Below are 19,682 nucleotides of genomic sequence, written 5' to 3'. Positions count from 1 at the left end.
ACGATGAACGTCATTGATCTGAACGCCGATCTTGGCGAAGGCTTCGGCGATTACACCATCGCCGACGATACCGCGCTGATGGGATTAATCTCTTCCGCCAACGTGGCCTGCGGTTTCCATGCCGGTGATGCCACCATCATGGCCAACAGCGTGCGGATGGCCAAAGAACGGCAGGTCGATTTGGGCGCGCACGTCGGCTTCCCTGATTTGCTGGGTTTTGGCCGCCGCCGCATGCAAATCGATGTCCCCACGCTGGCGAACTACGTGACCTATCAGTTAGGCGCCCTGGCGGGCTTTGCGCAGGCCGCCGATTACCCGATGACCCACATGAGTTTCCATGGTGCGTTGGGCAACATGGCCGCGGAAGATCCCGCGCTTGCCCTGCCATTGTTGAAAGCGGTCAAGGCGTTTAACGCCGATTTGATTATCAGCACCACCGCCGGCAATGCGGTTGAACATGGCGCGCGCGAGCTGGGCTTTAAAGTCGCCACCACCTTCCTGGCCGATCGCGCTTACGATCGCCACGGTATGCTGGTGCGGCGCGGCCTGCCCGGCGCGGTGATCCACGATGCGCAGCACATCAGCCGGCGAGTTACCCGCCTGTTGACCGATGGCACGGTGGAAAGCATCGAAGGCGAAACGCTGGCGATGCCGGTCACGTCCATCCTGTTGCATGGCGACACGCCGGGCGCGCTGACGCTGGCGCAGCAAATACGCAGTGATATCGAAGCGATGGGCGTGAAGATCGTCCCTATTTCACGGCATTCGCGATGATGTACGGGGAACCATAAGGCAGCCTTATTGCCACACAGGCTTTCTGTCTTATCTCACCCACAGATTACTGGTTACAGTCCATTTATAGCTTTTTTCCCGTTTGCCTTACGCGCAAATGGCCGATCATTCAGGGGAGTTACTATGCCATTTTCAGATTATAAAACCGCGTTGGTCACCGGCGCTTCCGCCGGCCTGGGTGAAGCCATTGTCGAACGTCTGTGTAAGGAAGGGATCACCGTGCACGCCGTCGCCCGGCGCCAGGAACAGCTGGCGGCCCTGGCCGAACGCACTGGTTGCATCCCGCACGCCGTGGATATCTCTGATACCCAAGCCGTGGCCCAGCTGTGCGAAGGGCTGGAGATCGATATTCTGGTTAACAACGCCGGGGTTTCACGTTCCGGCTCGCTGCTTGATTCCGACGAAGAGGGCATCGACAGCCAGGTTGACGTCAACCTGCGCGCGGTGCTGCATTTAACCCGCCTGTTGGTGCCCGGCATGGTCAAACGTGACCGCGGCCATGTGATCAACATTTCTTCCATTGCCGGCGTGTACAACTTCAACGGCAATACCATTTACCACGCCACCAAAGCCGCGGTGCATATGCTTTCGCGTCAGTTGCGCATCGACGTTTACGGCAAGCGGGTGCGCGTGACCGAGATCTGCCCTGGCCGCGTCGCAACCGATATTTTCGGCAACGTTTGGGGCGACGCGGAAGAAGCGCGCAAGCGGTTTATTGATGGCTTTGAGCTGCCGCAGGCTTCTGACGTAGCCGACGCGGTGGCGTTCAGCATCGCCGCCCCTATCGCCGTTAATATCGGCCATATTGAACTGACGCCGACTCTGCAGGTGCCTGGCGGGCTTTCGACCATGCGCCCTGATGATGCAACCCTATGATATCAGGGCATTGGCACCGTTAATGGAGAGGGAATGGTGATGAAAAACACGTTTGATTTTAACGCCATCTTGCAAGGGCAGTACGGTGAGATGCTGTTGTCCGGCATCAAGCTGACGCTGGAGCTGGCACTGGGCTCCTGGCTGCTGGCGATGGCGTTGGCCATGCTGTTGGTGGTGCTGCGCCTGGCGAATAAACGGCTGGCGACGGCCTTTGTGGCGGTTTACGTGTCTTATCACCGCAATGTGCCGACGCTGGTCCAATTGATGATGTGGTATTTCGCCATTCCTACCCTGCTGCCGGAGTCTTTGCAGATGTGGTTGAGCGATTACAACACCGAGTTTGTCTTTTCGCTGATTGCACTGGGGCTTTGCCAGGCGGCTTACTTCTCTGAAGATATCCGCAGCGGGCTGCGCGCCATTCCCGATGGCCAGACTGAAGCGGCGCGGGCGCTGGGCATGGGCCACATCCGCGCCATGCAACTGGTGATCCTGCCGCAAGGCATTCGCAACGCGCTGCCGGCGCTGATCAACCACACCGTGCTGCTGTTTAAAAACACCAGCCTGGCGATGGTGATTGGCGTGGCGGAGCTGACCTATGCAACGCGAGAGGTTGAAAACTACACGTTCCGCACGTTTGAAGTTTACCTGCTCTCTTCGCTCGCCTATCTGGCGTGTTCCCTGCTGCTGATGGGCATCGGCGCGGTTATGGCTCAGCGTTATCAACGCGCTCTGGAGAGGTAACTATCATGCTGGATTTCTTCTCGATTATTCATCAAAACTGGATGCTGTTCCTGATCGGCCAGTACCCGAACGGCCCAATGGGCGGCATTGTCTGCACCCTGCTGCTGTCGTTGCTCGCGATGCTATTTTCCTTTCCGATCGGTGTGCTGCTGGGCATGGCGCGCATTTCCCCTTTCCGCTGGCTGCGCTACCCGGCCACCGCCTGGGTGTATGTGCTGCGCGGCATCCCGCTGATGATGGTGGTGTTCTGGACTTATTTCTGCGTGCCGTTGCTGCTGGGCCACAACATTGATGGTTTCGCCACCATGCTGTGCACTCTGGTGGTTTATGAAAGTGCCTATATCGCTGAAATTGTCCGCGCCGGCATCCAGGCGCTGCCTTCCGGCCAGTATGAAGCGGCGCGTGCCATGGGCATGAGCTATCTCAAGGCTTTTCGCCTGATCCTGTTGCCGCAGGCGCTGTACAACATGCTGCCCAGCCTGATCAGCCAGCTGGTTTCCATCATCAAGGACAGTACCTTGGGCTACGTCATCAACGTGCAGGAACTGACGTTCGCCGCCAACCAGGTCAACAACCAGCTGCTGACCAAGCCCTTCGAGGTATTTGCCATCGTGGCGCTCAGCTACTACATCATTTGCTTCAGCCTGACCTGGCTGGCGAACCGCCTGGAGCAGCGTATTGCCCGTAAACGCCTGAATTCGGCGCCTGCTGGCGCGGCCAAAGCCGCCCTGTTGTCCTCAACGTCTTAATATAAAAGGAATATCTCTATGATTCCGATGATTATGTTTAACCAGGTCAATAAATGGTACGGCGATTACCAGGCGCTCACCGATCTCAGTGCAGAAATCAAGAGCGGCGAGGTAGTTGTGGTTTGCGGGCCTTCCGGCTCCGGTAAATCCACGCTGATCCGCACCGTTAATCGCCTGGAGCCGATCGAAAAAGGCCAGATCCTGTTCGACGGCCACGATATTCATGGTTCCAGCACCCGCCTGAACCAGTTGCGTACCCGCATCGGGTTTGTGTTCCAAAGCTTCAATTTATTTCCGCACATCACAGTGTTGGAAAACATCATGCTGTCGCCGATAAAAGTGCTGGGGCTGCGCCGTGCAGAGGCACGCAAACAGGCGATGGCGCTGCTGGAGCGCGTCGGCCTGGAGCACAAGGCCGATGCCTACCCCGCCCAGCTCTCCGGCGGCCAACAGCAGCGTGTCGCCATTGCGCGGGCGCTGGCGATGAAACCGCCGGTGATGCTGTTTGATGAGCCCACCAGCGCGCTGGATCCGGAAATGGTGGGCGAAGTGCTGAACGTCATGCGCGATCTGGCGCAGGAAGGCATGACCATGATGTGCGTTACCCACGAAATGAATTTTGCCCGTGAAGTGGCCGATACCATTTGGTTCATGGACGCCGGCAAGATCCTGGAACAGGCGCCGCCGGAGCAATTCTTCACCCGGCCGCAACACCCCCGGGCACAGCGTTTTCTGGCCGATCTGCGCCAGCACTGATGATTTAGCCACTGGAGCTACTGACGATGAAAAAACTGAATAAATTGAGTTTAGCCGTGCTGACCGGCTCGTTACTGCTGGGCGCGCTCCCATCCTGGGCGGATATGTTGACGGATATTCAAGGCCGCGGGGTGCTCAACTGCGGAGTTTACTCCGACGTACCGCCCTTTTCGTCACCCGATCCTAAAACCCGCCAGTTGGCCGGTATGGACGTGGATCTGTGCAATGCCCTGGCAAAACAGATGGGCCTGAAGCTCAACCTGATGCCGGTTTCCGTTGAAGCGCGCATTGCCGTGCTCACCACCGGCCGGGTAGACGTGCTGATCGCTAACCTGGCGTATACCAAAACCCGCGCGGCGCAAATTCAGTTCAGCGATCCCTACTACGTTGCGAAGGAAGTCCTGGTGGTGAAAAGCGCCAACGCCGACAAAACCCGGGCGGATTTCAAAGGCAAACGCATCAGCTCCACCAAAGGCTCCACCTCGGAACAGTCCATCCGCCTGGCCGATGCCAAGCCGGTGACGTTCCAGGACACCGCATCCGCCTACCTGGCGCTGCAGCAGAATAAATCGGTCGGTTTCGTTACCAACAATATGACCGCCGCCAAACTGGTGATGCAGGCGCAAAAAGACGGCGTCAATCTGGCGATCATCAAAGAACCGATGGCGCTGGAGCCCATTGCGATTGGGCTGAAACAAGGGGAACCGGCGCTGCTGGCGAAGGTAAACAGCAGCCTGAAGGCCATGGATGACGCCGGCGAGATCGACCAGATCTGGAACCACTGGATCGGCCCAAACACCGATTACAAAATGGTGCGCGAAGAGAAGGTCCAGCCGCTCAGCAGCCTGAAGTTTGTGCCGTTGGAATAACAACGATCATGGGTGGCGTTACGAATTAACATGCTCTCTGCAGTAGCGGCGTTTCCAGACTGCGGGCGTCAGCCCGGTATGTTTACGGAAGATTTGCCGAAAGTAGCTGATGTCGTTGAATCCACACTGGAGACTCACTTCAGTCAAAGACAGCGAATTGTTGATCAGCAGCTTCTCTGCCGCCAGTACGCGCTGGCGGTGGAGGGCTTCCGTCAGTGTGAGGCGAAAGGTTCGGCGATAGACACGCCCGAGATAATCCGCGTTGCAATGCAGCTCTTTTGCCAGCGACGAAGTGGATAGAGGGAGATGGAATTGCGTGCGAATGATCTTATGTGCTCTCCACGCCAGCGCCAGTCCGGGGTATGCGTTGGTGCTTTCCTGTGGGCCAGGGGCGACAATCTGCTGCAGAATCAGCAACAAAATGCACTCCAGTGCTATGCTGCGGTGAATATTTTCCTGCTCGCTGAGAAACTGGCGAAACAGTGAAATAACATATTGTGGATCACTCACTCGCTTGTACTGGGGAATACTCAACAGCGCCGGATGTAACCCCGTTTCTGCCACGCCTTGCAACCAGTCAAAGTGCAGCCAATAGAATTTGAGATCGGCAGGAAATGCCCCTTCCCCCACATGGCGGTGACCGGGCCTCAGCAGCAAACACTCTCCCGCCTGTACCCTGAACAGGCGATCATCTTCGCGGATTTGCAGTTGTCCACGCTCAACAAAAATGATTTCCCACGAGGTGAGTGTGCGCGCGGGATGGCTCCCTACCCCGCGTGAAATGAACAACCCACCATTTTGTACCTGGATCGGAAATGCTATGGATAATTCGAGCATAAATATTCAATTTTCCGCTTTATGAGCAATCATAAAACTCGCCTTGTGATTGATTATTAAATATAAATTCGTTTATCGCTCGATCCAGTTCACACTTTACGAACAAGGTCGGAATTACCCTCTTTTTATACTTTTCTCTTCCCTTGTTGGGCGGAGTATTCCGGGCAGAATAAATCAGTACCTACAAATAAGCCCACACTGATGTGGGCAATAGACTCTGACCCTGATGAGGAGTTTGCGATGACTTCTACCTCTATAACCCAAACCGGGCTGGCGCAGCAGGAAGCGAGTGATGTACTCCCTCTGCGTGAGAAAATCGGTTACGGGCTGGGTGACGCCGGTGGCACGGTGATCACCTGCCTGATCATGAATTTCCTGACATTTTTCTATACCGATGTTTTTGGTCTGACACCCGCGCTGGTCGGGACACTGTTTATGGCGTTGCGTGTATTTGATGCGATATCCGACCCGATTATGGGAATCATTGCCGACCGTACTCAAAGCCGTTGGGGACGTTTTCGTCCGTGGCAGTTATGGATTGCGGTGCCGATTAGCATTATCGGCGTGCTGACCTTTACTGTTCCTGACGTCAGTATGAACATGAAGATTGTCTGGGCGTTTGGCACCTATCTATTACTTTCTGTCAGCTATACCGCGATTAACGTGCCTTACTGCGCGCTGATCAACACTATGACCAGCCACCATAGTGAAGTGATTTCCTGTCAGTCATGGCGTTTTGTCTTGTGTGGTGTGGCGGGCTTTCTGGTGTCAGTTGGTCTGCCGTGGCTGGTATCGGCCCTGGGTAAGGGTAATGCAGCCCAAGGCTATCAATGGGGCGTGGGGATCCTCTGTACTTTGGCGATGGTGATGTTTCTGTGTTGCTTTTTCTGGGTGCGGGAGCGTGTATCACTCGACATCATGGGGAGATTTACCCTGCGCGAACACCTGGCAGGATTACGTAAAAATGACCAGTTGCTGCTGATGTTGCTGATGTCGTTCCTGCTGATCAATGTCTTCAACATTCGGGGTGGAGGCTACATGTACTTCATCACCTACGTACTACATGGCAGTACCTCTTACACCTCGCTATTTTTTACGATGGTGACTTTTGCCTCGATTCTTGGCTCAGTGATTGTCAGCCCGTTGTCAAAACGCGTGGATACCGTCAAGTTGTACTACTGGACCAATATCGTGCTGGCTGCGCTGGCAGTATTAATGTGGTTCCTGCCCACCGGGCCGGCGTGGCAAACCCTCTGGCTGGCGGTGATCCTTGGCAACGGTATTATCCTTGGCTTCACCTTGCCGCTGCATTTTTCGCTGATGGCCTTTGCCGATGATTACGGTGAGTGGAAAACCGGGGTGCGCTCCTCGGGCATGAACTTCGCTTTCAACCTGTTCTGCATCAAACTCGCTTGGGCTTCCAGTGCCGGAATTATCAGCCTGATATTTATCGTCGTTGCTTATAAGCCCGGTGCGGGCAACCAGACGGCGGCGTCACTGAATGGCATCACCAGCATGGAAACGCTGTTGCCTGCCCTGTTTCACTTGCTGTTGGCGTTCACCATACTCGCCTGCAAACTCAATAATCCACTGATGGCGCGGATTGCCAGCGATCTGCGTGTTCGTCATGTTCAGTCTTAAGGGGAACATTATGTCTGTGATGGAAGTCGATCTGCACAAGCTCAAAATTAATGATCCGTTTCTCGGGCAGTATCAGCAACTGGTACGTGATGTGGTGATCCCCTATCAGTGGGATGCACTGAACGATCGTATCGCGGAAGCCGATCCCAGCCATGCAATTGAAAATTTCCGTATCGCTGCCGGGTTACAGCTCGGGGAATTTTACGGCATGGTGTTTCAGGACAGTGACGTGGCGAAGTGGCTGGAGGCGGTTGCCTGGTCGCTGTGCCAGCAGCCAGACGCGGAGTTAGAGAAAACCGCCGATGAGGTGATTGAACTGATAGCGGCTGCCCAGTGTGACGACGGGTATCTCAACACCTATTTCACCGTCAAAGCACCGCAGGATCGCTGGACCAATCTCGCGGAATGTCACGAACTGTATTGTGCCGGACATATGATTGAGGCCGGTGTCGCTTTCTTTCAGGCCACCGGCAAGCGCTGTCTGCTGAAGGTCGTAGGTAAACTCGCCGACCATATCGACAGCGTGTTTGGGCCAGGCGACACGCAGTTACACGGTTATCCGGGGCATCCGGAAATTGAGCTGGCGCTGATGCGCCTGTATGAAGTGACACAGGAACCGCGTTATATGACGCTGGTGAACTACTTTGTTGAACAACGAGGAACGCAGCCGCATTTCTACGATATCGAGTATGAAAAGCGTGGCAAAACTGCTTACTGGAACACTTACGGCCCGGCATGGATGGTGAATGACAAAGCCTACAGCCAGGCGCATAAACCGATTACCGAACAACAAACCGCCATCGGCCATGCGGTACGTTTTGTCTATCTGATGGCCGGTGTAGCGCACCTGGCAAGACTTAGCCAGGATGAAGCGAAGCGTCAGGACTGCCTGCGCCTGTGGCATAATATGGCCCAGCGTCAGTTGTATATCACGGGCGGCATCGGTTCGCAAAGCAGAGGCGAAGCCTTCAGCAGTGATTATGATTTACCGAACGATAGCGTGTATGCCGAAAGCTGTGCTTCGATTGGCCTGATGATGTTTGCCCGGCGCATGCTGCAAATGGAAGCCGACAGTCAGTATGCCGATGTAATGGAACGCGCATTGTATAACACCGTGCTGGGCGGAATGGCTCTGGATGGCAAACACTTCTTCTACGTTAATCCGCTGGAGGTACACCCTAAAACCCTCAGGTTTAACCATCTCTATGACCACGTAAAACCGGTGCGTCAACGCTGGTTCGGATGTGCCTGTTGCCCGCCCAATATTGCCCGCGTGCTGATGTCACTCGGCCACTACATCTACACGCCGCGCGAAGATGCGCTCTATATCAATCTTTATGTGGGTAACAGCATTGAGGTGCCGGTAGGTAAAGAGATGCTGCGGCTACGTATCAGCGGCAATTTCCCCTGGCAGGAGAAGGTGACTGTCGCCATTGATTCGGCGCTGCCGGTTCAGCATACCCTTGCTTTACGCATGCCGGACTGGTGTGATGCTCCGAAGTTAATGCTCAATGGTGTTGAGGTTGCCCAGGATGTGCGCAAAGGTTATCTGCATATTAACCGCCTCTGGCAGGAAGGCGATACGCTAACCCTGTTCCTGCCCATGCCAGTGCGGCGCGTTTACGGTAATCCGCTGGTGCGCCATGTTGCCGGAAAAGTGGCCATTCAGAGGGGGCCACTTATCTATTGTCTTGAGCAGGCAGATAACGGTGAGGAACTGCACAACCTGTGGTTGCCACAAACCGCGACCTTCAAAACTATTGAAGGCAAAGGGATATTCGCGCACAAAATACTGATTCAGGCTGAGGGAAATAAGCGTACCTCCAGTGCACCAGGAAAACAGTTGCTTTGGCACTATGACCGTTCACCGTCAACCCAGCAGCCACAGACGTTAATCTTTATACCCTGGTTTAGCTGGGCCAACCGAGGAGAAGGTGAGATGAGGATTTGGGTAAACGAAGAATAGAGATTTCTTTTATCGCCAGATTACGTGGCGGCGGGTTTACCTATTCACTAAACTTTTCAGTATGTCTTTCCATGAGCTGACAAGCTAAATAAGTCCCTACGGCCTTCCGGCTTATATTGCCGCACCGGCGGGGGCAAAGCCTTGTGCGAAGGCGGCTTTCAAATAGCGGCTGAACTCCGCCACCGCCCGCGATACCTGCGGCGTGTAAGGCCGCACTACGTACAGGCTCTCGGCAAAGATCCCGACCGGTTGCCAATCCGGAAGCAGTTCCACGAGCCGCCCGTCGGCAAGCGCTTGCTGGGCCGTAAAGTCCGGCAGCAATGCGATGCCTAAACCGCTGGCGGCGGCATCGCGGATCGCTTCACTGTTATTGGTGATAAATACCCCGTTAACCGCCACATTCAGGCGTGGGCTTTCTGCCGCCTGGCGGCGAACAAACGCCCACACCGGCTGTTCGCCACCGCGTGGGTAACACAAGCATTGGTGTTGTTTCAGCTCATCTGGTGTTTGCGGCATGCCGTACTGGTGAACATACGCCGGGGCGGCCACCATCACCGTGCGGGTGGCGCATAACCGCCAGGCCACGTGGGTTTCCGGCATGGCGTCGCTGTGGCGGATGGCCATATCAAACCCTTCGGTGGCCAGCGAAGCCAGATGGTTCGATACATCAAGCTGAATGCGCACTTCCGGGTTGGCGTGCAAAAACGCGGTAATATGCGGCACCAGATGCTGGCACGCAAAGGCGACCGGTGCGGTCACCCTCACCATGCCACGCAGCGGTCCGCTGGAATCGCACAGACCGACAAAACTCTGTTTGATCTGCGCAAAAGGCTCGCGCAACGCCGCCACCAGGTTCGCACCGGCTTCAGTCAAGCGCACGCTGCGCGTGGTCCGCTGCACCAGCGGAACACCGGCCTGGGTTTCCAGTTCCTTAATTTTTTGGCTGACCGCCGCTTTGCTCACTTTCAACCGCTGCGCGGCGCGGGTGTAACTGCCCTGTTCGGCCAGCACCGTCAACCAGTGCAAGTGCGTCCAGAGCGCTTCGGCTCTTTCATTCATATTGATTGTTCAGATTTATAAACAATGAATTCAAATGATAGCGCTTTTTTTGCACTAAACGCCAGCTTAATATGGCCCGGTATTCGCCACCAAAAAGGAAATGAAAAATGCCATTGTTAATCTTTGATGTGATTGAAGGCCGAAGTGAACAGCAGTTGAAAACGTTGCTGGATGCCGCTCATCGCGCCGTGCTGAGCGCATTCGAAGTGCCCGAACGCGATCGCTATCAGATTGTTCACGAAAATAAGGCCCATCATATGGTGATTGAAGATACTGGGTTGCCGTTACAGCGCACGCGCGATCTGGTGGTGGTCAGGGTGTTTACCAGCCCGCGCAGTGACGCGCAGAAACAAGCATTCTACGCTGAACTGGCCCGTGAACTGCATGACAGCTGTAGCATCAAAGGCGACGATCTGATGGTGTCGATTATCACCAACACCAAGGGGGACTGGAGTTTCGGCAACGGTGTTGCCCAATATATGACGGGTGAACTGTGAACCCGTGGCGGTGCTTTGGCACCGCCACCCGGTAATAACCGGTTATGAAGCCGATTCTTCTTCGTCGTCCGCCAGTTTTTTTGCCTGCTGTTTCATAAACACCACTTCCTGCGGGCTAGACAAGCTCACTTGTTGTTCACGCAGCAGCTTCAGGATGTTGAACAACAGTTCGCTCTTGCTGGCGCCCACCATTCGCGGGCTGGCAACGTAGCCGGTAACGCTCAGGATGATGCCATCCGGCCCCAGTTGGCTAAAGCGCACATAGGGCGATGGGCTATCCTGAATCGCGTCAAAGTCGCGGTAGGCGCTGAGCAAAAGATTGCGCACCTGCTCCGGATCGATATCCGTCGGGAAGGTCAAGGCGATGGTTACCACCCCCTGCGCATTGCCCATTGTTGCGTTGCGCACGTTCTGCGAAATCAACTGCGAATTGGGCACGATCATGGTTGAACGATCGCTAAGCTGGATTTCGGTGGCACGCACGTTAATGCGCCGTACGTCGCCTTCAACCCCGGCAATGCTGATCATATCGCCCACTTTCACTGGCCGCTCGGTGAGGAGGATCATGCCGGAGATAAAGTTCTTCACGATTTCCTGCAGGCCGAAACCGATCCCCACAGACAGCGCGCTGACGATCCAGGCCAGGTTGTTCCACTGAATGCCCAGCGCCGCCAGCGTCACCAGAATCAACAGCACATAGCCCACGTTGCTGAACAGCGTGACCAGCGATGCGCGGATACCGATATCCATAATGGTCTTCGGCAACAGCTCGTTGCTTAGCCAGCGCTGGGTGATGCGCAAAATATAGATACCGATCGCCAGGCAGATTACCGCATTAATCAGGTTGCCGGGCACGATATTCAGCTTTTTCAGCCCTTCGCCCGTGAGGATGGCGGCAATTTTTTCCAGCAGCGCATTTGGCGTGGTGGTGCCAAACGAACCGTTCACCAGTGAGACAATCATCAGCAGCAGCAAGGAACATTTGGCGATGGCGGTGGTGATAATCGCCATCTGCTCCAGGTGCCGATCGCTAAAGTTAAATGAGCGCTTCAGTGCTTTACCGCTGGCGGTCTGGTTGGAGAACAACGCCGCGCACAAATCGGTGATGCATAGCACCAGGAAATAGAACGACATCAAAACCAGCGATATCCAGATAATCTGGTAGATCAGGAAACGGGCAAAAGCGATATAGCCAATCAGCAATGCCGCCAGCACCACCAGTGAGGAGGTCAGCACCACAATGTGCACCAAGCCGCCGAGGGTGGAACGTTTGTCCTGGCTCTCGCCGTGCAGTTCAATACGGCGGCGCAGACGGCGCGCGCGCAGCGGCATTGCCAGCAGCACCAGCGCCATCAGCGTCGCCACCAGCCCATTGCCGAAAATCGTGGTGTTCAAACTGGCGCCGACCACGTTATTCGTCAATTCCACCGTGCCGAACAACAGCGCCAGGACCGACAGCAGCGGCGAGAAGAATCGCATGCCGGTAGCCATTTCATCGTCCAGCGGCGCCAAACGCCAGGACGGGCGGTTGATAGATAAAAATGCCCGCCCCAGGCCAGCGACCAACGCGCAAAAAATCGCCAGCCGGGTAAAGCTGTCGGTAAAGTCTTGCACCAGCGGTGGGAACGGCGCGGCGCGTGACATCGCCTGATACACCAGATCCAGCGCGATGGTGGTGCCAAACAGGGTAACCAGGACGGTCGCCAGCGCCATAAAGCTGCGGCGCAGACGGCCGTCCGGCAGGTAGCGGATGCTGAACCAGGATAAATAACGCTCGGAGAAATAGCGCCCTAACGACCACACCACCACCGCCGCCAGCAACAGCAGGAACGTGCCTGTTCGCCACGTCTCCTGCCAACTGGTCGTCCAGATTTGTATCAACGCTTGGTTAATCTGCTCAAGGCGCCGCAGATCGTCGGCCAATGGATGGGTGATCGGTTGCCAGAACTGTGTGCCAAGGATGCTGCCGGAGTTGAGCGCCAGTTGGCTTTTAAACGCCACGCGGCGCAGATCGCTGATTTGCTGGCCAAGCGACAGCGCGCTGGTGCGGATGGCCTGCGCACGCTGCACCGCATCATCCAACTGCTTTTTATTGCTGTTGAGCGCATTGCGCTGCTGGATCACCACACGGTTCTCCGCCTGCGCCCCCGGCGCCGGCGTTGGGCCCAACACGTCCAACTGCGCCTGCAGTTTTTCTTGCAGCGGTTGCAGATCCGTTTCCAATTGATCCAGATCCGCTGCCAACACCTGCGTGCTTTCAAACAGTTTACTGAGTTGGTTATCCGTGGTGGCATTGGATACCTGCTGCTTAATGCTATCTAGCTCCTTTTGGAAGCTTTTCAACGCAGTGGCAGTATCCGCCAGGCTTTGTTCCGTGGTATCAGCCGGCGCCGCCGATGCGGTTTGGGGGCTTAGCGGCAGCCCAAACAGCAACAAAAGGAGGAACAGGATCTGCAGCGGTCTTCTCATAGGTTTCGGGGCTCAACGGGCAGTTAGCGGGCAAATGAAACAGGCGGGCCGTTGGCATGGCCCGCCTGATTGACAATACTCGCTGATTATAATCTGCGGCGAACTTAAGGCAATATATCCTGAACGATCGCGGAAATTAACCGACGGCGGGGGGTGAACTTTAGGAACAATCCGGCACGTGCGCAGGTTCCACGTCGATAATTTTTAGCTGGCTGCCAGAGCGTGTGAGTGCGGCCACCGAACGGCGCCGTAAATAAAAACGGTAACAATGCGATGGCAGATAGAATGTTGCGTTGGTTGTACAGGCGGCGCGATGGCGGTTTATTTTTTTATTCTTGTGCCGGTCGTGAAACGCCAAACAAACAGTATCAGCAGCGTGCCGACGGCAAAGGTTAGCGTCAGGCTGGTCAGAAATGCGGTGTTACCCGTGGAGTATTGATAGATTTCATTAACACCGACGGCAATCATGAATAGCGCGTATAAAAAACCGAAAATAAGCATCGTTATTATCCCCTGGTTCAGGTGCGGTGAGGAACTTATTGCCACCTCCCTACCGTTAATTGCCTAGCGACAGGGAGGTGGCGTTGGGGTGGACCGTTATCGTTCATTAATCATCCCATTTCGTGCTCATGTAGGCGGCCAACAGGCCCAGTGAGCTGATGAATCCCAAAAATCCGATAAAAAAAGTCATGTTTTCCATTTCTACATCCTCAAAATTGGCTGTTATCGATAAGTACCTCGTGAGTTCATTGTGTGTTTATCCCTCCCTTCTTTGCTGTTAACAACGCCCTGGCCTCTGCCGGGGCTTGGAATATGGGCAACTGGCTTGGCGATGATAACCAGGCCGCCCGTTCTGAATTATAAAATAATCCAGATTTATATTTGCCAGCGAGCCCGTAGGTATTTTTCGCGGCCAGTATAAAATAATAAAAAAACGGCTGCCGGATAATCAGGCAGCTGTTTATGAAATATTTAGAAAAGAATAACGATCAGCGGCAGGTTTTATCATGCCGTGGTTTTTTCGGCGCCAGCAGGTAGTCAACCACCGTGTCATCCACACAGCGGTCAATGCCATGCAGTGCCAGCGTATGGCCGTCACGTTCCTGGGTCACCAGCGGGCTTTTGAACCAACTGGCCATCATGCGGGCGCTGCGGTACGGCGTGGCGGCATCGTAACGGCGCGCAACGAACAGCAGCGGCGGCAGCGCCGGGGACAGGCGCGGTACATGGGGGCTGTCTTTTCCGGGGTATGGCCACAGATCGCACATTTCCAGCGGGTATTCATGCAGCGGTAAGTAGTGGGTGAAGGTGGCGGTGGTGTTGATCGCCTGGCGTTTGCGGCGCAGCATTTGCTCATCGGCCCCCGGCGTGGCGCTGTCTGCACAGGTAATCACGTTGCGCGCATCTTCCGCATCCGGCGCATAGCTTTCATCGATCAGGGTGCTGGCCTGCTCACCGGCCTGGCCGCTGGCGATTTGTTCCAGCACTTGCGCCAGCTCCGGCCAACGTTGGGGCCACAGTAACAAGGCGCGGGTCACGGCAATCACATCGTCGGGGTAAATTTCATAGCCCGCTTGGGTGACGAACGGCGCCGCATGCAGTTTGCTTAACAGCGCATGGAATGCCTGAATGGCGAGGTTAGGGTCGCTCGGCAACGGGCAACGGGTGGTTTTGGCGCAAAAGGCGGCAAAGCGCAGGAAGCTTTGCTGGTAGGCGCGCTCCTGGCTTATCCGCCGGGTGAACTCATCCTCCGAAATATCCACCACGCCATCCAGCACCAGCGCGCGGGTTCGCTTGGGGAAGCGTTCGGCATACAGCGCCGCCACTTTAGTGCCGTAGGCATAGGCAACGGCGTTAAGCGCCGGTTCGCCCAGGGCGTAGCGTATCGCGTTCAGATCGCTGACCGCTTCTTCCGTGCCGACATGCTGCACCACCTGCGCGCCGGTTTGTTTGATGCAGGCGGTGATCATCGCCCTCACCTGCGTTTCCGCGCCGGCGATATCGTTATCGTCCAGCGCCGGCGTTTCATCATCGTCCGCCATCTGACAAGAAATCTTTGGCGCTGACTGGCCGACGCCGCGCGGATCATAACCAATCACATCGTAAGATTTACGCAGCTTTGCGATCGCCGGCTCGGCAGGCAGATAGGGGTTAATGCCAGATAACCCCGGCCCGCCGGGGATCATCACCACGCTGCCCTTCTTCTCACCGGTGGCTGGCAGCCGGGTCAACGCCAGGCGCACAACCTCCCCCCTGGCCGGCAGTGGGTTGCTGGCGGTGCCATAGATTAACGGCACGTCCAGATAGCCACACTGCAAGCCAGGCTGCGGCGGCGTGTCCTGGAACCAACGCTGAAACATGGCGTTGTGGCACGGTTGCCAGCGGATGCTTCCACCATCGTGAGCCGGCGCCGGTTTGGCATAGGCGGGCAAGCCGGCGGCAACGAAAATAAACAGTAAAACACGCACTACTGACATGACGAATCCTTTCAACGTAGGACAACGATCTGAAAAAAGGCCCTGTAATCAGCCTGCCAATAGAACACAAAAAGCCCTTGGGTTGAAGGCCATGGCCCCTGGTCGGTCGAAAAAGCGTCAACCGCTACGCGCCGTATAACATGCCTTTTTCGCGCAAAGCCGCATGGCAGCGCCCGTTCAGCCCGGGTAGATTGCCCCAAATATGATGGCCAAAACTAAGATTATTCTTATTCACACAATGTGTATTGACGAATATGAGAAAATTCTCATTTAATACAACTTCAACTTGCTAGCTCTGGGTGAACGCTATGGAATACCTGTCACTAGTAATCCTCGTTGTACTGATAGCAGTTGTCATCGTTTCATTTTCCATGTACTGGAAACAAAAAAGAGCTCGGACGCTTTCCACCCTAAAGAAAAGACGATAGCAGTCTGGGTGCGTATGAGAATGCGCCCAAACTGCTATCTCCTCGCCCTTTCACGCCATGCCACCCGTACCCTCTCTGTGAGAGGGTACGAACGGCTTCTGCACCGCTGGTAATAACCCTTGAGTATTATCCTGCTCATTGTTCGACTTTATTCGTATTGGCGATGGCAGCGATAGCTGCATAGAATCGAGGTTATCGGCTAAGCTCAATCGGACAACAGCTAACCGTGTTTAGCGGACAGGCAATGCTATTACTCTATAAGACTGGCCGGGTCTCGCCCACCGCCTGTTGGGAAAGAACCTGCGCCGCCCCACGCCAAATGGCTAAGTAAGGTTGATTATGGCACGTACTACCCCCATTGAACGCTACCGCAATATCGGCATCTCGGCGCATATTGATGCCGGCAAAACCACGACGACCGAGCGGATTCTGTTTTATACCGGGGTCAGTCACAAGCTGGGCGAAGTGCACGACGGCGCCGCCACCATGGACTGGATGGCGCAGGAGCAAGAGCGCGGTATTACCATCACCTCAGCCGCCACCACCTGTTTCTGGAACGGGATGGAACACAGTTACCCACAGCACCGGATCAATATCATTGATACCCCAGGGCACGTCGATTTCACCATTGAAGTTGAGCGCTCAATGCGCGTACTGGACGGCGCGGTGATGGTGTATGACTCGGTGGGTGGCGTGCAGCCGCAGTCGGAAACCGTCTGGCGCCAGGCCAATAAATACCGGGTGCCACGCCTGGCGTTCGTCAACAAAATGGACCGCATGGGCGCCGATTTCTTCCGCGTGCGGCAAATGATGATCGATCGTCTGAAAGCCAACCCGGTGCCGATTGTCATTCCGATCGGCGCCGAAGAGCACTTTGCGGGCGTGGTGGATCTGGTGCGCATGCAGGCCATTTTCTGGGATGATGAAACCCAGGGCATGCGGTTCAGTTTTGAGCCGATCCCGCCGGAACTGTTGGAATCCGCCAATGCATGGCGGGAAAAGATGGTCGAAGCGGCGGCCGAAGGTTCGGAAGCGCTGATGGAAAAATACCTTGGCGGCGAAGCGTTGAGCGAACAGGAGATCGTCGCCGGCCTGCGCGCCCGCACCATCGCCGGTGAAATCCAGCCGATGCTGTGCGGTTCGGCCTTCCGCAACAAAGGCGTGCAGCGCATGTTGGATGCAGTAATCGAGCTGATGCCCTCACCGCTGGATGTGCCGCCAATGGAAGGCCACGATGAGCACGACAACATCGTGACGCGCCGCGCCGACGACAACGAAAAATTCTCTGCGCTGGCCTTCAAACTGATGACCGACCCGTTCGTCGGCCAGTTGACCTTTGTGCGCGTCTATTCCGGCGTGCTCGCCAAAGGCAGCAGCGTTTACAACCCGGTGAAAGGCAAGAAAGAGCGCATTGGGCGCATTGTGCAAATGCATGCCAACGACCGTAAAGACGTGGATGAGCTGCACGCCGGCGATATCGCTGCCTGCGTGGGCCTGAAGGATGTCACCACCGGCGACACGCTGTGCGATCCGAACGCCATCATCACGCTTGAGCGGATGGTCTTCCCAGAGCCGGTGATCGCCCAGGCGATCGAACCCAAGACCAAAGCCGACCAGGAAAAAATGGGCATCGCCCTGCAGCGCCTAATGTCTGAAGATCCGTCGTTCCAGGTGCGCTCCGATGAAGAGTCCGGCCAGACGCTGATTTACGGCATGGGCGAACTGCACCTGGAGATCATCGTCGATCGCCTACGGCGTGAATTTGGCGTGGAAACCAATACCGGCAGGCCGCAGGTTTCCTACCGTGAAACCATTCGCCGTAAAGTGGTTGATGTGGAAGGCAAATTTGTTCGCCAATCCGGCGGTAAGGGCCAGTATGGCCACGTGGTGCTGACCGTTGAGCCGAACGAACCCGGCAAGGGCTTCGAGTTTTTCGATGAAATCAAAGGCGGCGTGATCCCGGGCGAATATATCCCGGCGGTGAAAAAAGGCGTTCAGGAAGCGATGAACAACGGCATTTTGGCCGGTTACCCGGTGGTGGATATCAAGGTGCACCTGACCTTCGGTTCTTACCATGACGTTGACTCCTCCGAACAGGCCTTCCGTATGGCGGCCATCTTCGGTTTCAAAGAGGCTTGCCGCCAGGCCGAGCCGGTGATCCTGGAGCCGATCATGAAAGTTGAAGTGGAAACGCCGGAGGATTATGCCGGCGGCGTGATGGGCGATTTGTCGTCACGGCGCGGGCAACTGCAAGGGATGGAAGACATTCCCGGCGGCGGCGGCAAAGCCATCCACGCCACGGTTCCGCTGTCGGAGATGTTCGGTTATTCCACCACCCTGCGTTCGATGACCCAGGGCCGCGCCACCTTCACCATGGAGTTTGGCCATTACGCCGAAGCGCCGCGCAACGTGGCGGAAGAGATCATCAACCACCGAAAACGCTAACCTCCCCCTGCCTGCCGCATTGTGCGGCAGGCGCTATTTCTCTACGCTCACCTGTACCACCACCGGCTTCGGGCGGATCCGCATGGCGGTAATCACGCCCAATATCAGGCAGGCAATCCCAGCCACGGTCAGCAATGGCGGCCAGGCCTGGCGCAGCATGAAGGTATACGCCAGCCCGGCAAGCGTTTCAAACACGATAAGAGGCCCCACCAACACCGTTGGCAGGCGTTGGCTCGCTTCATTCCAGCATAACGCCCCCACCCATGAACACAGAATGCCGATCGCCAGCATCAGCGTGATAAACACCGCCGGCCGGGGGCCAAACGGCACGGCGAATGCCGGTTGGCTGATGGCCAACTGCCCACAAACCGCCAGATAGCCGACCAGCGCCAGCGGCAACGTCACCACCCCTTGCGCGGTGGCCCAGGTGGATGGGCGCTGCGTCGGGTTCTGCCGCAGCCAGCGGGCGTTGCGCAGCGGGTACCAGGTCCAGCAGATCACCGCCGTGATGGCCAGCAGCAGGCCGCTGCCATAGCGCCAGGCATTGACCGGCTCGGCGTTGGCCCGCAGTTCGGCAATGTTGACCAGCACCAGCCCGACGACGATCAGCGCTAGCGCCGGCGCAAGCCGGTGCCACGGCAGTTGGCCGTCGTGCCGGCCGTAAAACAGGTTGGCGCTGATCGCGATCACCACCGGCAGCGTGCCGATGATCATGGTGGAGACCGGCGCGCCGGTGCGTTGAATCGCGCTGGCGAGAAAAAAGTAATACAGCAGATTGCCGATTAACGTCAGCTTCAGCGCCTCCACCCAGTCTTGCCGTTGCAGCCGCAGCAAACGGCGGCGATCCCACCATGCCAGCGGCAGTGACAGCAGGCCAAAGGCCAGATAGCGGCCGGTGGACTGCAACGCCGCCGGGTAGTCAGGCACCATTTCCGGCCCAACGAAAATCAGCCCCCACATCAACCCGGCGGCCAGCGCAAACAACACCCCTGCAAACATAAAGACTCCATCAACCACGCACAGCCGCGTAGGCATACACTTCGGGTATATTCGTGTGCCAGCTTACGGTTTTTTCAGGCG

17 protein-coding genes are annotated in these 19,682 nt (G+C 56.2%); 10 read left to right on the top strand and 7 right to left on the bottom strand.

Annotated features, from left to right (window positions below):
• Positions 1–3: 3 nt before the first annotated feature.
• The 6 genes from ACN28Q_RS24245 to ACN28Q_RS24220 all read left to right on the top strand — a co-directional run bounded on the left by ACN28Q_RS24245 (position 4) and on the right by ACN28Q_RS24220 (position 4,783).
• Positions 4–774, top strand: a complete 771-nt coding sequence (locus tag ACN28Q_RS24245; RefSeq protein ID WP_095848680.1) for a LamB/YcsF family protein — start codon at positions 4–6, stop codon at positions 772–774.
• A 141-nt stretch (positions 775–915) separates the two neighbouring features.
• Positions 916–1,668 carry an SDR family oxidoreductase gene (locus ACN28Q_RS24240; RefSeq protein ID WP_095848679.1) on the top strand — a complete coding sequence of 251 codons (753 nt, stop codon included), beginning with the start codon at positions 916–918 and terminating at the stop codon, positions 1,666–1,668.
• Positions 1,669–1,707: 39 nt separating this feature from the next.
• Positions 1,708–2,409, top strand: a complete 702-nt coding sequence (locus ACN28Q_RS24235) for an amino acid ABC transporter permease (RefSeq protein WP_095849185.1) — start codon at positions 1,708–1,710, stop codon at positions 2,407–2,409.
• A 5-nt stretch (positions 2,410–2,414) separates the two neighbouring features.
• Entirely contained in the window at positions 2,415–3,158 is a 744-nt protein-coding gene (locus tag ACN28Q_RS24230; RefSeq protein ID WP_095848678.1) for an amino acid ABC transporter permease, read from the top strand.
• Positions 3,159–3,176: 18 nt separating this feature from the next.
• The gene (locus ACN28Q_RS24225; RefSeq protein ID WP_095848677.1) at positions 3,177–3,914 is read left to right on the top strand and encodes an amino acid ABC transporter ATP-binding protein; all 738 of its coding nucleotides are present in this window, start codon (positions 3,177–3,179) and stop codon (positions 3,912–3,914) included.
• 26 nt (positions 3,915–3,940) lie between these two features.
• Positions 3,941–4,783, top strand: coding sequence for an ABC transporter substrate-binding protein (locus tag ACN28Q_RS24220; protein WP_095848676.1), 843 nt, complete (start codon positions 3,941–3,943; stop codon positions 4,781–4,783).
• A gap of 18 nt (positions 4,784–4,801) precedes the next feature.
• Here ACN28Q_RS24220 and ACN28Q_RS24215 read toward each other — a convergent pair whose 3' ends face one another.
• Entirely contained in the window at positions 4,802–5,620 is an 819-nt protein-coding gene (locus ACN28Q_RS24215) for a helix-turn-helix domain-containing protein (protein WP_095848675.1), read from the bottom strand.
• Between the two features lie 240 nt (positions 5,621–5,860).
• On the opposite strand from ACN28Q_RS24215, the gene ACN28Q_RS24210 reads away from it, so the two are divergent.
• Together ACN28Q_RS24210 and ACN28Q_RS24205 are read left to right on the top strand one after the other, a co-directional pair.
• Entirely contained in the window at positions 5,861–7,261 is a 1,401-nt protein-coding gene (locus tag ACN28Q_RS24210; protein WP_095848674.1) for an MFS transporter, read from the top strand.
• A gap of 10 nt (positions 7,262–7,271) precedes the next feature.
• Entirely contained in the window at positions 7,272–9,227 is a 1,956-nt protein-coding gene (locus ACN28Q_RS24205) for a glycoside hydrolase family 127 protein (protein ID WP_095848673.1), read from the top strand.
• A gap of 111 nt (positions 9,228–9,338) precedes the next feature.
• On the opposite strand, the gene ACN28Q_RS24200 is transcribed toward ACN28Q_RS24205, so the two are convergent.
• Entirely contained in the window at positions 9,339–10,286 is a 948-nt protein-coding gene (locus ACN28Q_RS24200) for a LysR family transcriptional regulator (RefSeq protein WP_095848672.1), read from the bottom strand.
• 107 nt (positions 10,287–10,393) lie between these two features.
• On the opposite strand from ACN28Q_RS24200, the gene ACN28Q_RS24195 reads away from it, so the two are divergent.
• On the top strand, positions 10,394–10,783 hold the full coding sequence (locus ACN28Q_RS24195) for a tautomerase family protein (RefSeq protein ID WP_095848671.1): 390 nt from the start codon (positions 10,394–10,396) through the stop codon (positions 10,781–10,783).
• A gap of 42 nt (positions 10,784–10,825) precedes the next feature.
• On the opposite strand, the gene ACN28Q_RS24190 is transcribed toward ACN28Q_RS24195, so the two are convergent.
• The 4 genes from ACN28Q_RS24190 to ACN28Q_RS24175 all read right to left on the bottom strand — a co-directional run bounded on the left by ACN28Q_RS24190 (position 10,826) and on the right by ACN28Q_RS24175 (position 15,729).
• A complete protein-coding gene (locus tag ACN28Q_RS24190) occupies positions 10,826–13,252 on the bottom strand; it encodes a DUF3772 domain-containing protein (protein ID WP_095848670.1) in 2,427 nt (808 codons plus the stop codon).
• A 321-nt stretch (positions 13,253–13,573) separates the two neighbouring features.
• Positions 13,574–13,753: a hypothetical protein gene (locus tag ACN28Q_RS24185; RefSeq protein WP_230469534.1), complete on the bottom strand. Its 180-nt coding sequence runs from the start codon at positions 13,751–13,753 to the stop codon at positions 13,574–13,576.
• Positions 13,754–13,859: 106 nt separating this feature from the next.
• The gene (gene mgtS, locus ACN28Q_RS24180; protein WP_230469540.1) at positions 13,860–13,943 is read right to left on the bottom strand and encodes a protein MgtS; all 84 of its coding nucleotides are present in this window, start codon (positions 13,941–13,943) and stop codon (positions 13,860–13,862) included.
• Between the two features lie 298 nt (positions 13,944–14,241).
• Positions 14,242–15,729: an alpha/beta hydrolase gene (locus tag ACN28Q_RS24175; protein ID WP_095848669.1), complete on the bottom strand. Its 1,488-nt coding sequence runs from the start codon at positions 15,727–15,729 to the stop codon at positions 14,242–14,244.
• 767 nt (positions 15,730–16,496) lie between these two features.
• On the opposite strand from ACN28Q_RS24175, the gene fusA reads away from it, so the two are divergent.
• On the top strand, positions 16,497–18,602 hold the full coding sequence (gene fusA / locus ACN28Q_RS24170; RefSeq protein WP_095848668.1) for an elongation factor G: 2,106 nt from the start codon (positions 16,497–16,499) through the stop codon (positions 18,600–18,602).
• 33 nt (positions 18,603–18,635) lie between these two features.
• Here the strand turns inward: fusA and ACN28Q_RS24165 are convergent, their stop codons facing one another.
• Positions 18,636–19,601, bottom strand: coding sequence for a DMT family transporter (locus tag ACN28Q_RS24165; protein WP_095848667.1), 966 nt, complete (start codon positions 19,599–19,601; stop codon positions 18,636–18,638).
• Between the last annotated feature and the right edge of the window lie 81 nt (positions 19,602–19,682).

This window comes from Gibbsiella quercinecans, from assembly GCF_002291425.1.
In the GTDB taxonomy this organism is placed as follows: Bacteria; Pseudomonadota; Gammaproteobacteria; order Enterobacterales; family Enterobacteriaceae; genus Gibbsiella; species Gibbsiella quercinecans.
This window is presented reverse-complemented; position numbering and strand designations above follow the sequence as displayed.